Annotated in this window: 13 protein-coding genes; 8 read left to right on the top strand and 5 right to left on the bottom strand. The window is 72.5% G+C overall.

All coding sequences use genetic code 11. From position 1 onward, the window contains the following. The first annotated feature begins 66 nt into the window (after positions 1-66). Genes BN1555_RS06265 through msrB form a run of 3 tightly spaced genes read left to right on the top strand, consistent with a single transcriptional unit; the run spans position 67 to position 2,391 of the window. Positions 67-537: an indole-3-glycerol phosphate synthase gene (locus tag BN1555_RS06265; RefSeq protein WP_093798455.1), complete on the top strand. Its 471-nt coding sequence runs from the start codon at positions 67-69 to the stop codon at positions 535-537. Between the two features lie 43 nt (positions 538-580). Further along, positions 581-1,975 (top strand): UDP-N-acetylmuramate--L-alanine ligase, encoded by a 1,395-nt coding sequence (murC, locus tag BN1555_RS06260; protein ID WP_093798454.1) that lies wholly within the window; start codon positions 581-583, stop codon positions 1,973-1,975. Between the two features lie 11 nt (positions 1,976-1,986). Further along, complete coding sequence (msrB, locus tag BN1555_RS06255) at positions 1,987-2,391, top strand: peptide-methionine (R)-S-oxide reductase MsrB (RefSeq protein WP_093798453.1); 405 nt, start codon at positions 1,987-1,989, stop codon at positions 2,389-2,391. Positions 2,392-2,506: 115 nt separating this feature from the next. On the opposite strand, the gene BN1555_RS06250 is transcribed toward msrB, so the two are convergent. Next, complete coding sequence (locus BN1555_RS06250) at positions 2,507-2,917, bottom strand: organic hydroperoxide resistance protein (RefSeq protein ID WP_093798452.1); 411 nt, start codon at positions 2,915-2,917, stop codon at positions 2,507-2,509. Between the two features lie 90 nt (positions 2,918-3,007). Here BN1555_RS06250 and BN1555_RS06245 point away from each other — a divergent pair, with 90 nt between their 5' ends. Beyond that, on the top strand, positions 3,008-3,490 hold the full coding sequence (locus tag BN1555_RS06245; protein WP_093798451.1) for a MarR family winged helix-turn-helix transcriptional regulator: 483 nt from the start codon (positions 3,008-3,010) through the stop codon (positions 3,488-3,490). Between the two features lie 18 nt (positions 3,491-3,508). Here the strand turns inward: BN1555_RS06245 and BN1555_RS06240 are convergent, their stop codons facing one another. Then, complete coding sequence (locus BN1555_RS06240; protein WP_255305904.1) at positions 3,509-4,537, bottom strand: dipeptidase; 1,029 nt, start codon at positions 4,535-4,537, stop codon at positions 3,509-3,511. Between the two features lie 82 nt (positions 4,538-4,619). On the opposite strand from BN1555_RS06240, the gene BN1555_RS06235 reads away from it, so the two are divergent. Beyond that, entirely contained in the window at positions 4,620-5,315 is a 696-nt protein-coding gene (locus tag BN1555_RS06235) for a nucleoside/nucleotide kinase family protein (RefSeq protein ID WP_093803228.1), read from the top strand. 4 nt (positions 5,316-5,319) lie between these two features. Further along, positions 5,320-6,456: an aminopeptidase P family protein gene (locus BN1555_RS06230; protein ID WP_093803226.1), complete on the top strand. Its 1,137-nt coding sequence runs from the start codon at positions 5,320-5,322 to the stop codon at positions 6,454-6,456. Positions 6,457-6,565: 109 nt separating this feature from the next. On the opposite strand, the gene treZ is transcribed toward BN1555_RS06230, so the two are convergent. Both treZ and BN1555_RS06220 read right to left on the bottom strand, forming a co-directional pair. Further along, entirely contained in the window at positions 6,566-8,323 is a 1,758-nt protein-coding gene (gene treZ / locus BN1555_RS06225; RefSeq protein WP_093798449.1) for a malto-oligosyltrehalose trehalohydrolase, read from the bottom strand. A gap of 70 nt (positions 8,324-8,393) precedes the next feature. Beyond that, positions 8,394-9,344, bottom strand: coding sequence for a GNAT family N-acetyltransferase (locus BN1555_RS06220; protein WP_093798448.1), 951 nt, complete (start codon positions 9,342-9,344; stop codon positions 8,394-8,396). 182 nt (positions 9,345-9,526) lie between these two features. Between BN1555_RS06220 and BN1555_RS06215 the strand changes: the two genes are divergently transcribed. Beyond that, positions 9,527-10,075: an FHA domain-containing protein gene (locus tag BN1555_RS06215; RefSeq protein WP_093798447.1), complete on the top strand. Its 549-nt coding sequence runs from the start codon at positions 9,527-9,529 to the stop codon at positions 10,073-10,075. Positions 10,076-10,204: 129 nt separating this feature from the next. Continuing rightward, positions 10,205-12,439, top strand: coding sequence for an MMPL family transporter (locus tag BN1555_RS06210; protein WP_093798446.1), 2,235 nt, complete (start codon positions 10,205-10,207; stop codon positions 12,437-12,439). Here BN1555_RS06210 and lpdA read toward each other — a convergent pair. Continuing rightward, entirely contained in the window at positions 12,405-13,817 is a 1,413-nt protein-coding gene (gene lpdA / locus BN1555_RS06205; RefSeq protein ID WP_093798445.1) for a dihydrolipoyl dehydrogenase, read from the bottom strand. The genes BN1555_RS06210 and lpdA overlap by 35 nt on opposite strands. Positions 13,818-13,873 lie beyond the last annotated feature (56 nt).

Genomic DNA, 13,873 nt, shown 5'->3' with positions numbered 1-13,873 from the left:
CGTCGGCGCCACCCGGGAGCGCCGTCCCGAGAAGAAGAGCCCAAGAAGAAGAGAAGGGCGCCCGTCGTGTTCACGAGCGTATTGATGATCGAGAAGCCCCTGTCGTCCGTCGACGTGGAATTCGTCAGCACCCTCCACGGTGACGAGGGCGTCTCCTTCGTCGTCCTGATGCAGCCCCGCGGCGACCAGGCGGACGTGCTCCTGCGCGCCATCGACGACGTGGCGCTGGGCAGGGTCGACGAAGCGGTCCGCGAGCCCGACAAGCCCCGGGGCGAAGAGGCGAAGCCCCTCGCGCAGCGCGGCCTGGAGGCGACCCTGGAGGCGCTGCGTGCCCGGGGGCACGAGGCCGTGGGCCAGGTCGTCGCGGAGCATCCCCTGGACCTCCTGAAGTCGGTCGTGGCCGAGACGGGGGCCGACGAGGTGATCGTCCTGACCGCGCCGCACTACGTCGAGGAGTTCTTCCACCGGGACTGGGCCTCGCGGGCCCGCCACAAGGTCGGCGTACCGGTGCTCAAGCTCTTCTCCCACAACGAATAGGCTGGGGCACCGCTCACACGTCGCACTTATGGGAGACACACGTATGGCACCCGGCCTTCCCACCGCCATGGACCGACCGCACTTCATCGGCATCGGCGGCGCCGGAATGTCGGGGATCGCGAAGATCCTCGCCCAGCGCGGCGCCCGGGTCGCGGGCAGCGACTCACGCGAGTCCGCCACCGCCGAATCCCTGCGCGCGCTGGGCGCCACGGTGCACATCGGCCACGCCGCCGGGCACCTGGCCTCCGACGCGACCTGCGTCGTCGTCTCCAGCGCCATCCGCTCCGACAACCCGGAGCTGGTCCGCGCCGCCGAGCTCGGCATCCCCGTCGTGCACCGCTCCGACGCGCTGGCCTCGCTGATGGGCGGCGCGCGGGCGATCGCCGTCGCCGGCACGCACGGCAAGACGACCACGACCTCGATGCTGGCCGTGGCCCTGACCGAGTTGGGTCTGGACCCCTCGTACGCCATCGGCGGCGACCTGGAGGGCCCGGGCACGAACGCCCGCCACGGCGCCGGTGACATCTTCGTCGCCGAGGCGGACGAGAGCGACCGCAGCTTCCAGAAGTACGACCCCGAGGTCGCGATCGTCCTCAACGTCGAGCTGGACCACCACGCGAACTACGCCTCGATGGACGAGATCTACGACTCCTTCGAGACCTTCGTCGGCAAGGTCGTCCCCGGCGGCACCCTCGTCATCTCCGCGGACCAGCCCGGCGCCGTGGAACTGACGTCCCGCCTCCGCGACCTCTCGACCCTGAAGATCGTCACGTACGGCGACTCCCCGTCGGCCGACGTACGCGTCCACAAGGTCACCCCGCGCGGCCTGACCAGCGAGGTCACGGTCGTCCTCGACGGCCGCTACCTCACCTTCACGGTCTCGGTCCCCGGCAGCCACTACGCGCACAACGCGGTCGCGGCGCTGGCGGCGGGTGTCGCGCTCGGCATCCCGGCGCACAACCTGGCCTCCGCCCTCGGCAAGTACACCGGCGTCAAGCGCCGCCTCCAGCTCAAGGGCGAGGCGAACGGCGTGCAGGTCATCGACTCGTACGCCCACCACCCGACCGAGATGACCGCCGACCTGGCGGCCATGCGCGGCGCGGCGTCCGACGCTCGCCTGCTCGTCGTCTTCCAGCCCCACCTCTTCTCCCGTACCCAGGAGCTGGGCACCGAGATGGGCCAGGCCCTGGCCCTCGCGGACGCCTCGGTCGTCCTCGACATCTACCCGGCGCGCGAGGACCCGATCCCCGGCGTCACCAGCACGCTCGTCATCGACGCGGCGCGTGCGGCGGGCGCCGACGTGATGCCGGTCTCCGACAAGGCGACGGTCCCGGACGTCATCGCGGGAATGGCGAAGCCGGGCGATCTTGTTCTCACGATGGGCGCGGGCGACGTGACGGACCTCGGCCCGCAGATCCTCGACCGCCTGTCGAACTGAGGGAGCGCAGCATGTCGTACGACGTGGAAAAGACCGACGAGCAGTGGCGAGCGGAGTTGACCCCCGCCGAGTACGCCGTGCTGCGCCAGGCCGGCACGGAGCCCGCCTTCGTCGGTGAGTACACGGACACCAGGACGACCGGGGTCTACTCCTGCCGGGCGTGCGGCGCCGAGCTGTTCCGCTCGGACACGAAGTTCGAGTCGCACTGCGGCTGGCCGTCGTTCTACGACCCGAAGGACACGGACGCGGTCGAACTGGTCTCGGACACCTCCCACGGCATGGTCCGCACGGAGGTCCGCTGCGCGAAGTGCGGCTCGCACCTGGGCCACGTCTTCGAGGGCGAGGGCTACCCGACCCCGACGGACCAGCGGTACTGCATCAACTCGATCTCGCTGCGGCTGACCCCCGACGCCTGACCTGACCTGACACGCCGACGCGCCCCGTACCCCGGATCCGATCCGGTGGTGCGGGGCGCGTCGGCGTGAACGGCCGGCCCGGGCGGCGTACGCGCACGGGCGAAGCGCGCCGGTGTCACTCGATGACGAGCTCGACCTCGATGTTGCCGCTGGTGGCCTTCGAGTACGGGCAGTAGGCGTGGGTCGCCTCGACGAGCCGGCGGCCCGTCTCGCCCGCCAGGTGCTCCGGCAGCTCCACGCGCATCACGACCGCGAGCCCGAAGCCCGTGTCGTCCTTGCCGATGGAGACCTCGGCGGTCACCGAGACGTCCTTGGTGTCGACCTTCGTCCGGCGCGCGACCGCGCCCATGGCGCTGGCGAAGCAGGCGGCGTACCCGGCGGCGAAGAGCTGCTCGGGGTTGGTGCCCCGGCCGTCGCCGCCGAGGGCCGGGGGCATCGCGAGGGCGAGGTCGATCTGGCCGTCGGAGCTGATGGTGCGGCCCTCGCGGCCGTTGGCGGTGGCGACAGCGGTGTAGAGCGCGTTCACGGGGTGTCCTCGTTCCGTCGGGAGGCTAAAATAGTTGCACACGATTTAGTTGTGCACAACTTGATGAGGTCGAGAGGTTACTCTGGGCCCATGACGCCTTCACCGGCCACCGGCCCGACGCTCCCCGCCGTGTCCGACGAGGAGCTGCTCCGCCTCGATCACCAGGTCTGCTTCTCGCTGCACGCGGCCTCGCGCGCCTTCGGCGGCGTCTACCGCGACGCGCTCAAGGATCTCGGCCTCACGTATCCCCAGTACCTGGCCATGCTGGTGCTGTGGGAGCACGGCCCGCAGCCCGTCAAGGCGATCGGCGAGCAGCTGCGCCTCGACTCCGGCACGCTCTCCCCGCTGCTCAAGCGGCTGGAGACCGCCGGCCTGGTGCGCCGCGAGCGGAGCGCCGCCGACGAGCGCTCCGTGACGGTCCGGCTGACGGAAGCGGGCGAGGAGATGCGCGAGCGGGCGCTGCCGGTACCGCGCAAGATCCTTGCCGCGACGGGCCTTTCGGTCGAGGAGGTCCTCGGCCTTCAAGGGCTTCTGGGGCGGTTGACCAGTGCTCTCGACGAGGCTCAGGGCTGATTCGGGGCTGGTCCGGGGCTAGTTCGGGCGGCCCAGTTCCTTGCGGAACAGGTCGAGGAGGTTGCCGCCGAGGATCTTGCGGACGGTCGCCCCGGGCACGCCCCTGGACAGCAGCGCCTCCGTCGCCAGGGGCAGGCCGCGCGGGCCCTCGATGCCGGGGAGCGACCAGGGGAAGCCGTAGTCGGACTCGCAGCACGGCGGGGTGATGTCGCCGACGACCTCCTGGACGAAGTCCGGGCCCGGACCCACGTGGTCGGCGCCGGCCACCCCGGCGATGTGGACGATGTGGTCCACCAGCCGGTCCAGCGTGCACGCGGCCGGGTCGTCGGCCAGGAACTCCGGCAGGAAGTTCACGCACACCGTGCCGCCCGTCGCGGCGATGCCCCGGAGCTGGGCGTCGGTGAGGTTGCGGTGGTGGTCGCGCAGGGCGCGGGCGGAGGAGTGGGTGGCCAGGACGGGGCGGGTGGCCGGCTCCAGGACGTGGGCGACGCCCGACGCGCTCAGGTGCGACACGTCGAAGAGGATGCCGAGGCGTTCCATCTCGGCGAGGGCCTCGACCCCCGCCGCGGTGAGGCGGGACCCGGTGGCGTCCTCGCCGCTGCCGTCGGCCAGCGGCGTACGGCCCCAGTGGGCGAGGGAGGCGATCCGTACGCCCAGGCGGTGGAGCGTCGGGAAGAGCTCCACGTTCGCGTCGATGCCGGGCGCACTCTCCAGCGCCAGGACCAGGGCGATCCTCCCTTCGGCCAGTGCCGCGTCGATGCCGGCGCCGTCCAGGCACAGCCGTACCTCGTCCGCGTTGCCCTCGGCGAGCGTGTGGGCGCACTCGATCATGCGCAGGGTCTCGCGGAGCGCGCCCTCCGGGCGGAAGCCGTCCTCGATGAAGACCGGCAGCACCTGGAGATCCACGCCGCCCTCGCGCAACTGCGGCAGCCACCGCTCGCGGAAGAAGGCCGCCCAGCGACGCGGCGGCCGGGCGGTGACCGCCGGGAGCAGGTCGTTGTGGGCATCGGCCACGACGGCGCGGTGGTGCGGTTCGTGGGAGGACACGTGGCCGGATGCTACGGGCGGCAGCCGGTCCTGTACACGGGTCCCGGGACGGGCGGAGGGCTCCGCCGCGACAATGGCCCGCATGGAACCGCACCGCCTCGTCGACCGCGCCCGCCGTCTCGCCGTCCCCGGCCACCGCCGCGTCCTCGGCATCGCCGGGGCGCCGGGGGCCGGCAAGTCCACGCTCGCCGCGCACCTCGTCGACCGCCTCGAAGGACTGGCCGTACTCGTCCCCATGGATGGTTTCCACCTCGCCGGAGCCGAGCTGGAACGCCTCGGGCGTACGGACAGGAAGGGCGCCCCCGACACCTTCGACGCCGCCGGTTACGCCGCCCTGCTGGCCAGGCTGCGCTCCCCCGGGGAGCCGGACACCGTCGTCTACGCGCCCGCGTTCGACCGGACGGCCGAGGAACCCGTGGCGGGCAGCATCGCGGTGCCGGGCCCGCGGGACGTACCGCTCGTCGTCACCGAGGGCAACTACCTGCTGCTCGACGAGGGGCCCTGGGCGCGCGTGCGGGACCTGCTCGACGAGGCGTGGTTCCTGGAACTCGACCAGGACGAGCGGGTACGCCGTCTCGTCGACCGGCACGAACGGTTCGGCAAGCCCCGTCCGGCCGCCGAGCGCTTCGTCCACGCCTCGGACGAGGCGAACGCCCGCCTGGTCGCCCCCGGCCGGGACCGTGCCGACCTGGTCGTCGCCTTCGCCCCGGGCGCCGCCCCGCGCCCGGACGGCGCCCCGCAATCGGGTGGCGGGGGCACCGGGCGCCGGGCAGGATGAGGCCATGTCATCCGCCTCCTCGTCCGTGCCCGCGCCCTTCACCGCAGACGACTACCGCGCCCGCATGGCCCGCGCGGCCCGGTCGGCCGCCGACGCCGGTCTGGACGGCGTACTCGTCGCCCCCGGGCCCGACTTGGTCCACCTCACCGGCTACCGGCCCACCGCGACCACCGAACGGCTGACGCTGCTCGTCCTGTCCGTGGAACAGGACCCGGTGCTCGTCGTGCCCACCCTGGAGGCGCCGGACGCCGAGCGGGCCGCGGGAGCCGCCGCGTTCACCCTGTGCGACTGGACGGACGGCAAGGACCCGTACGCGGTCACCGCGCCGTTCCTCGACGCCGGCGGTCGCTTCGCGGTCAGCGACAACACCTGGGCGATGCACCTCCTCGGCCTCCAGCAGGCCCTGCCGGGCACCTCGTACGTGTCGCTGACCGCCGCCCTGCCCATGCTGCGGGCCGTCAAGGACGCGGCCGAGCTGGCTCGTCTCGAAGCGGCGGGCGCGGCCGCGGACGCGGCGTACGAGGAGATCGTCAAGGTCCGCTTCTCCGGACGGCGCGAGACGGAGGTGGCAGCGGAACTGGCCCGTCTCCTCACGCGGTCCGGGCACGAGCAGGTGGACTTCACGGTCGTCGGCAGCGGCCCGAACGGCGCGAACCCGCACCACGAGGCGGGCGAGCGCGTCATCGAGCAGGGCGACATGGTCGTCCTCGACTTCGGCGGCCTCAAGCACGGTTACGGCTCCGACACCTCCCGTACGGTCCATGTCGGCGCCCCGAGCGCCGAGGAGCAGCGCGTCCACGACGTCGTACGTCAGGCGCAGCAGGCGGCGTTCGAGGCGGTGCGGCCCGGGATCGCCTGCCAGGAGGTGGACCGGGTGGCGCGCGCGGTCATCACCGAGGCCGGGTACGGCGAGCGGTTCATCCACCGCACCGGACACGGCATCGGCGTGACCACGCACGAACCGCCGTACATGATCGAGGGCGAGCGGCAGCCGCTCGTGCCCGGCATGTGCTTCTCCGTCGAGCCCGGCATCTACCTCCCCGGACGCTTCGGCGTGCGGATCGAGGACATCGTGACCGTCACGGAGGACGGTGGGCGCCGTCTCAACACCACCGCGCGCGAGATGGCCGTCGTCGGCTGAGACCGCTGCCGGCCGGTGTCGGCCGGTGTCGGCAGGCGCCGGCCGGTGTGTTCGGCCGCCGTCGTGGCCCTGTGCGCCGCGGGACCCCTTGTGGATCGCGGGGCAGGGGTCAGGCGGCGTCGGGGCCCAGTACGACGCAGGACTCGGGCGGCAGGTGCAGCAGCCCGTCGGGGCCCGGCGCGTCGACCGGCTCCCAGGCGGCCAGTACGGTGCTGCGGCCGTTGCGGCCGAGGCCGATCGTGACGGGCTCCTTCGACAGGTTCACCGCGACGCGGATGTCGCCGCGCCGGTACGCCAGCCAGCGCGCGCTCTCCTCGTACGCGACCTTGACCGCAGCCAGGTCCGGGTCGCAGAGGTCGGGCCGCTCCCGGCGCAGCGCGATCAGCTCGCGGTACCAGGCCAGCACGCGCGCGTGCGGTTCGTTCTCCTGCTCGGACCAGTCCAGGCAGGAGCGCTCCCTGGTGCGGGGGTCCTGTGGGTCCGGGATGTCCTCCGCCGCCCATCCGTGCGAGGCGAACTCCCGCCTCCTGCCCTCCCGTACGGCCTGCGCGAGCTGCGGGTCGGTGTGGTCGGTGAAGAACTGCCAGGGGGTGCGGGCCGCCCACTCCTCACCCATGAAGAGCATCGGGACGTACGGACCGGTGAGGACCAGCGTGGCGGCGCAGGCGAGCAGCCCGGGGGAGAGGGTGGCGGAAAGCCGGTCCCCCAGAGCCCTGTTGCCGACCTGGTCGTGGGTCTGGGAGTAACCGAGGAAGCGGTGCGCGGCGGTTTTCGTGCGGTCCACGGAACGTCCGTGAACGCGTCCCCGGAACGTCGAGTACGTACCGTCGTGGAAGAACACCTGGGTCAGCGTCTTGGCGAGCGCGCCGAGGGGGGCGCGGGCGAAGTCGGCGTAGTACCCCTGGGACTCACCGGTCAGAGCGGTGTGCAGGGCGTGGTGGAAATCGTCGTTCCACTGAGCGTGCAGACCCAGCCCCCACGACTCGCGCGGGGCGGTCGTGCGCGGGTCCCCCTGGTCGGACTCGGCGATCAGGAGGAGCGTCCGCCCCACCTCCGCGGAGAGCGCGTCGACGGCCGCGGACAGCTCTTCGAGGAAGGTCAGCGCGCGCGTGTCGGCGAGGGCGTGGACCGCGTCGAGCCGCAGTCCGTCGAGACGGTAGTCGCGCAGCCAGGCGAGCGCGCTGCCGAGCAGGTACGCGCGTACTTCGTCGGACCCGGGTGCGTCGAGGTTGACCGCCGAGCCCCAGGGCGTGTGGTGGGTGTCCGTGAAGTACGGGCCGAAGTGGGGCAGGTGGTTGCCGGAGGGGCCGAGGTGGTTGTGGACGACGTCGAGCACGACGCCGAGACCGAGGCCGTGCGCCGTGTCGACGAAGCGCTTGAGCCCTTCGGGGCCGCCGTACGGCTCGTGCACGGCCCACAGCGACACACCCTCGTACCCCCAGCCGTGCGTTCCGGGGAACGGGCAGACGGGCATCAGTTCGACGTGGGTGACGCCCAGCTCCGCCAGATGGCCGAGCCGCCGTGCGGCGGCGTCGAAGGTGCCCTCGGGGGTGTACGTACCGACGTGCAGCTCGTAGAGGATCGCGCCCGTCGGCGGAGCGCCGCCCGCCCAAGCCGTCCGCCACTCATGGGCGTTGTGGTCCACGACGGCGCTGAGGCCGTCGGGCCCGTCCGGCTGGCGGCGCGAGCGCGGGTCGGGCAGCACGGGGCCGCCGTCCAGGCAGAAGCCGTAACGCGCGTCCGCGCCCGCGTCGGCCTCGGCCGTCCACCACCCTTCGCGTGCCGGATCGCGCTCCATGGCGTACGTTTCGCCCGCCAGCCGAAGCTCTGCCCGCTCGGCCTTCGGCGCCCATACCTCGAACAGCACTGGCGGCCCCTCTCGTCGACGATGCCGCCACCCATGGTGCGTCAGACGGGCATGATCCGCCGGTAAATCGTCAGCTCCACGTCATGTTGACCGCGCGCTCGAAGTTGACGTATCCGGCGCGCTCGAACGCCTTGGCCATCGGAACGTTGGCGAGGTCCGTCGCCGCGCGGATGCGGGGCACCTCCCGGGCGGCGAGAACGCGTGTGCCCTCGGCGAGGAGGTCGTCGATGTGGCCGTGGCCGCGGTAGGCCGGCACGACACCGATGTACGCGATGGTGTGGTGGTAGTTGTTGCGGGCCGGGATGACGAAACCGACGGGGGCGCCGCCGGGGAGTTCGGCGATCCGCCACCACTCGCGCGGTGACGCGGAACCCGCGAACTCCTCCTCGAACTGCTGCTCGGCGGCCTCCCGTGCGCTGAGGCCCGACGCCAGGTCGGCCCGGCTGTGCGCGTCGAGCGTGCCCTCCAGGACCAGCGTCATCAGCGCGATGAGCTCCTCCTGGTCGTTCGCGGGCCGGAACGCCAGCCGGCCGGTGGGCTCGGGGACCGGGGTGCCGGGGCGCCATTCGAGACGCAGGCGTTCGACGAGCAGCCGCGCGCCGGCCCTCTCCAGGACGTTCATCCGTGCCTCGACCACGCCGCGGGCCACCGCGTCGTCGCGCCAGTCGGGCGGAACGAACCTGCCGTACTCGGGACGCGGCGCGCCGGCCGGGAGGACGGCGGCCGACGCCGTCTCCAGGAGGCGCAGGCCGATCTCGCCGCGCTCGGGCCCGGGCAGCGTGTCGTCCAGGTCGAAGAAGTCCAGGGCGCACGGCGGTCCACCGGGCCTGGAGGTCCACCAGGAGACGCGAGCCAGCACCCGGCCGCCGCGCAGTGCCACCCACATCCACTCGGGACGGCGGCGGCCGGTGGCGAGGTCGTCGTCGAGCTCGTGGTCGAGGACGTACGCGAGTTCACGGAAGAGACCGAGCTCCTCCGGCCCGGAGAGCGGTCGCAGGGTCAGTTCCTGGTCCTGCGGCATGGCGGTCAAGCCGTCCCCCGGTGATGTGGCGTGTGAGTCCGCAGACAGTAACAATGATCATCGGGCCGGGCCCGGCAATAACCCGGCACCAGCGCCCGCGGAAAGGGTCCGCGCAGGTCAGGTCGTACGGGATGAACCGTTCTTCTGGACACCTGTGCTCGGTCGGCCCGACAATCACCTCTGTGACGTCCTCCTTCGAGTTCCCCGCGTATCCCGCCCGGCCCTCCGACGCCGAGCGCGACCGTGTTCTCGGGAGGCTCAGGGAGGGCGCGGCGCAGGGCAGGTTGTCGCACGACACCTTCCTGCGCAGGATGGAACTCGCCCTCGTCGCCCGCAGGTCCGACGAACTGGCCGTGCTCACCGCCGACCTGGAGACCGAGGGCCGGTGGTCGCAGGGCCTGTTCCGCGCGGTGGAGCGGGCATCGGCGTTCACGGTGCGGCTGCGCAGGGCGTGGCAGTCGGAGCGGCTGCCGAAGCTGCTGTTCCCCGAGCCGGGACCGTACCCCCTGAGGATCGGACGCGACCCCGCGAACGGACTGCGGCTCAGCCACGACACGGTCTCGCGCGTGCACGCCGAACTGTCCGTCCAGGGCGGCATGTGGGTCCTGCGCGACCTCGGCTCGACCAACGGGACGTCCGTCAACGGACGCCGGGTCACGGGGACCGTCCTGGTGCGGGAGGGGGACCAGGTGAGTTTCGGACAGATGGCCTTCCGGCTCGCCGCGCGCTGAGCCGAGGCCGGCCGCAGGCCAGGGGTGGGGTTAACCGCAGGATGACCCGACGGCTGGTACCAGTGACCGGAGGAGCCCCGGAGAGGACGCTGATCAAGAAGCGGAAAGCGTCCTGGGGAGGGAACCACAATGGCCGGCAGCAGACAACCGATCACGGTCGGAATCGCACGATGGTGCGCCACGCATCCGTGGCGGGCCATCGCCGGGTGGCTGGTGTTCCTCGTCGTGTGCGTCGGCGCGGGCAGCGCGGTGGGCACGAACAAGGGGGAGTTCTCCGACTTCTGGATCGGTGAGGCCGGCCGGGCCGAGTCCATCGCCGCCGGCGCCGGTCTCACCCCCCCGCCCGTCGAGCGGGTACTGATCACGGCGGAGCGCGGGACCGGGAAGCCCGGCGCCGAGGACGCCACTGCCGCCGAGGACGCCGCACGCGACGTACAGCGGCGGATGAAGGCCCTCCCCGCGGTCGTCTCCGTCGCCGCGCCGAAGGCCGCGGCGGACGGCTCCGCGCTCATGGTCGCCGTCACCCTGCGCGGCGACAAGGAGACCGCCAAGGAGGACGTCGACGCGCTGCTGGAGCAGACCGGGGCCGTACAGAGGGAACACCGGGACCTGCGGATCGAACAGACCGGCAGCGCCTCGGTCTCCAACGGGGTCAACGACCAGCAGGGCAAGGACCTCCAGCGCACCGAGGCGATCAGCCTGCCGGTCACCTTCCTCATCCTTCTCGTCGTCTTCGGATCGGTTCTGGCGGCCGGCATCCCGGTGCTGCTCGCCCTCTTCGCCTTCGCCGGAGCGGTGGGCCTCTACGGTCTCGTGTCCTGGATCACCCCCGACGCGGGCGGCGCGGCGCTCAGCGTCATCTTCATGCTCGGCATGGCGGTCGGCGTCGACTACTCGCTCTTCTACCTCAAGCGGGCCAGGGAGGAACGCGAGCGCACGGGCGGCGCCGTCAGCCACGCCGCCGCCGTCGAACTGGCCGCGGCCACCTCGGGGCGCGCCGTCGTCGACTCGGGCCTGGCGGTCGCCGTCGCGCTCGGCGGCCTCTACGTGATGGACGACGTGATCTTCTCGTCGATCGCCTCCGGGGCGATCCTGGTCACCCTCGTCGCGGTGGCGGGATCACTGACCGTACTGCCCGCGCTGCTCGCCAAGCTGGGGCACCGCACGGACGGCCGCGGGGGCGGACGCCGTGCGGCCGGCGCTCCGCGGCAGAGCCGGATGTGGTCCGCCCTGCTGCGGCCGGTCATGCGCAGGCCGCTCGTCACGCTGCTCGCCGGACTCGCCGCCACGGCCGCTCTCTCCCTGCCCACCCTCACCATGAAGCTCGGTACCGAGGGCAAGGACACGTTCCCCGACAGCGTGCCCGCCGTGGCGACGTACGACCGGCTGACGGCCGCCTACCCGGCCGACGGGACCGCGCACCTCGTCCTCGTACGGTCGGACGCCGCCCACGCGGAAGAGGCGGAGGCCGCCCTGCGAAAGCTCGCGGACCGGACGGCCGGCAACGAACTCTTCGCCCGGGACGGCGGCGCCGCGCCGCGGCTGCGCACCTCGCAGGACGGGCGCACGGCGATGCTGACGCTCCCCGTCCCGTACGCCGAGAACTCCGCCGAGGCGGACCGCTCCCTGGCGCTGGTGCGCGGTGAGCTCGTACCGGCGACCGTCGGCAGGGTGCCCGGCACCGAGACCGCCGTCAGTGGCGAGATCGCCTACGGCGCGGACTACGCGGCGCACCAGGAGAAACGGCTGCCCTGGGTGATCCTCTTCGTGTCCCTGGCGACGCTCGCCGTCATGTACGTGGCGTTCCGCTCCGTCGTCATGGCCGTGCTGCGCGTGCTGCTCAACCTGGCGGCGGTGACGGTCTCCTGGGGCGTACTGACGCTGGTCTTCCAGGGCGCCTGGGCCGAGGGGCCGCTCGGCTTCGAGTCCACCGGATTCGTCGGATCGCGCACGCCGCTGCTGGTGTTCGCCATCCTGGTGGGGCTCTCCACCGACTACCAGATCTTCGTGGTCAGCCGCATCAAGGAGGCCGTGCGGCGCGGCACACCGACCCGGGAGGCCGTGGTGGACGGGATCACGGGCTCCGCGAGTGTCGTCACCAGCGCCGCCGTCATCATGGTGTCGGTCTTCGCCAGCTTCCTCTTCATCGACCGCATCGAGATGAAGCAGATCGCCGTGGGCCTCACGGTGGCGGTGCTCTTCGACGCGATCGTGCTGCGGGCGCTGATCCTGCCGTCGGCGATGGCGCTGCTCGGCGACCGCTGCTGGTGGCCCCTGCGGAACTCCGCGCCGGCCTCCGGCCGGCCGTCCGGTGAACCGGGCCGCCCCGCTACTGCTGGTGCAGGCCCCGGCCGGCGAGGGTGAGGAAGGTTTCGCCGACCGCCTCGGAGAGCGTCGGGTGGGCGTGGATGTGGCGGGCGACGTCGGAGGGCTCGGCGTCCCAGCCGACGATCAGCTGGCTCTCGGCGATCATCTCGGAGACGTTCGGTCCCACGAGGTGGACGCCGAGGACCTGCCCGCCGCGCGCGGCGACGACCTTCACCAGGCCGCCCTGACCGTGCACCATGCCCTTGGCCACCGCGGTCAGGGGCATGGTGTTGACCACGACGTCGTGGCCGCGGCCCCGCGCCTCGGCCTCGCTCAGACCGACCGACGCGGTCTGCGGCGAGGAGTACGTGACCCGGGGGACCGCCGCGTAGTCCACGGGCGGCGAGGCGACGCCCGCCAGCGTCTCGGCCACCAGCAGCCCCTCCGCGAACGAGGCGTGGGCCAGGCCGGGCGAGGGCGGCGGCAGGAGGTCACCGACCACATGGAGGCCGGGCACGGCGGTCTCCAGCCGGGACCAGTCGGCGGGCGCGACGAATCCGCGCGCGTCGGTGGCCGTCCCGGCCGCCGCCAAGCCGAGGCCGTCGGTCACGGGTGCGCGGCCCACGGCGACCAGCAGCCGCGCGACCTCGACGGTGCGCGTCTCGCCGCGCGAGGTGCGGACCTCGGTCCGTACCCCGTCGTCGAGCACGGTCGCGTCCAGCAGCCGCGCGCCCACCTGTACATCGATGCCGCGCTTCTTCAGACCGCGCGCCAGGTGGCGCGAGACGTCGGCGTCTTCGAGCGGTACGAGCCGGTCGGCGGCCTCGACCAGGGTGACCTCGGCGCCCATGGAGCGGTGGAACGAGGCGTACTCCACACCGATCGCCCCACCGCCGAGGACCAGTACGGACCGCGGCAGCCCGGGTGCGAACAGCGCGTCGTCGCTGGTGACGACGCGGCTCCCGTCCGGGGCCGGGCCCGGCAGCGTACGGGGTGCGGACCCGGTCGCCAGGACGATGCCCCGGCGCGCGCCGAACGTACCGGCGACGCCCTCGACCCGTACGCTCCGGGGACCTGTCAACGCGGCGCTCCCGCGCACCACTTCCACGCCCGCGTGCGAGAGGTGCCCCTCGACGCCCTTGTGGTTGCGGGACACGATGTCGTCCCTGGCGGCCACCAGGGACGGCCAGTCCACGGACTCGAGCGTCGCCCTCACGCCCCACCGCTCCCGCGCCTCGGTGATGCCGTCGACGAGTTCGGCGGCGTGCAGCATCGCCTTGCTGGGGATGCAGCCGCGGTGCAGGCAGGTGCAGCCCACCTTGTCGCGCTCCATCAGAACGACCTTGAGGCCGAGGGACGCGGCGCGCAGAGCGGTGCTGTAGCCGCCGGTCCCGCCGCCGATCACGATCACATCGGTTTCATGATTCTCCGTCATGGGACCACCCTGCGACCGCTCTTGCCATGAGTCCAAGGCAATGTTTCTCTGAAGGC

Source organism: Streptomyces sp. Wb2n-11 (assembly GCF_001049855.1).
GTDB lineage: Bacteria > Actinomycetota > Actinomycetes > Streptomycetales > Streptomycetaceae > Streptomyces > Streptomyces altiplanensis.
Note: the sequence above shows the minus strand (reverse complement) of the source record. Positions and strands in the feature narration are given on the sequence as shown.

Coding starts and splice junctions, on each gene's coding strand:
- BN1555_RS06230 (WP_093803226.1), top strand. CDS start 5,320: ATGTCATCCGCCTCCTCGTCCGTGCCCGCGCCCTTCACCGCAGACGAC.
- lpdA (WP_093798445.1), bottom strand. CDS start 13,817: ATGACGGAGAATCATGAAACCGATGTGATCGTGATCGGCGGCGGGACC.
- BN1555_RS06245 (WP_093798451.1), top strand. CDS start 3,008: ATGACGCCTTCACCGGCCACCGGCCCGACGCTCCCCGCCGTGTCCGAC.
- BN1555_RS06210 (WP_093798446.1), top strand. CDS start 10,205: ATGGCCGGCAGCAGACAACCGATCACGGTCGGAATCGCACGATGGTGC.
- BN1555_RS06235 (WP_093803228.1), top strand. CDS start 4,620: ATGGAACCGCACCGCCTCGTCGACCGCGCCCGCCGTCTCGCCGTCCCC.
- msrB (WP_093798453.1), top strand. CDS start 1,987: ATGTCGTACGACGTGGAAAAGACCGACGAGCAGTGGCGAGCGGAGTTG.
- murC (WP_093798454.1), top strand. CDS start 581: ATGGCACCCGGCCTTCCCACCGCCATGGACCGACCGCACTTCATCGGC.
- BN1555_RS06220 (WP_093798448.1), bottom strand. CDS start 9,344: ATGCCGCAGGACCAGGAACTGACCCTGCGACCGCTCTCCGGGCCGGAG.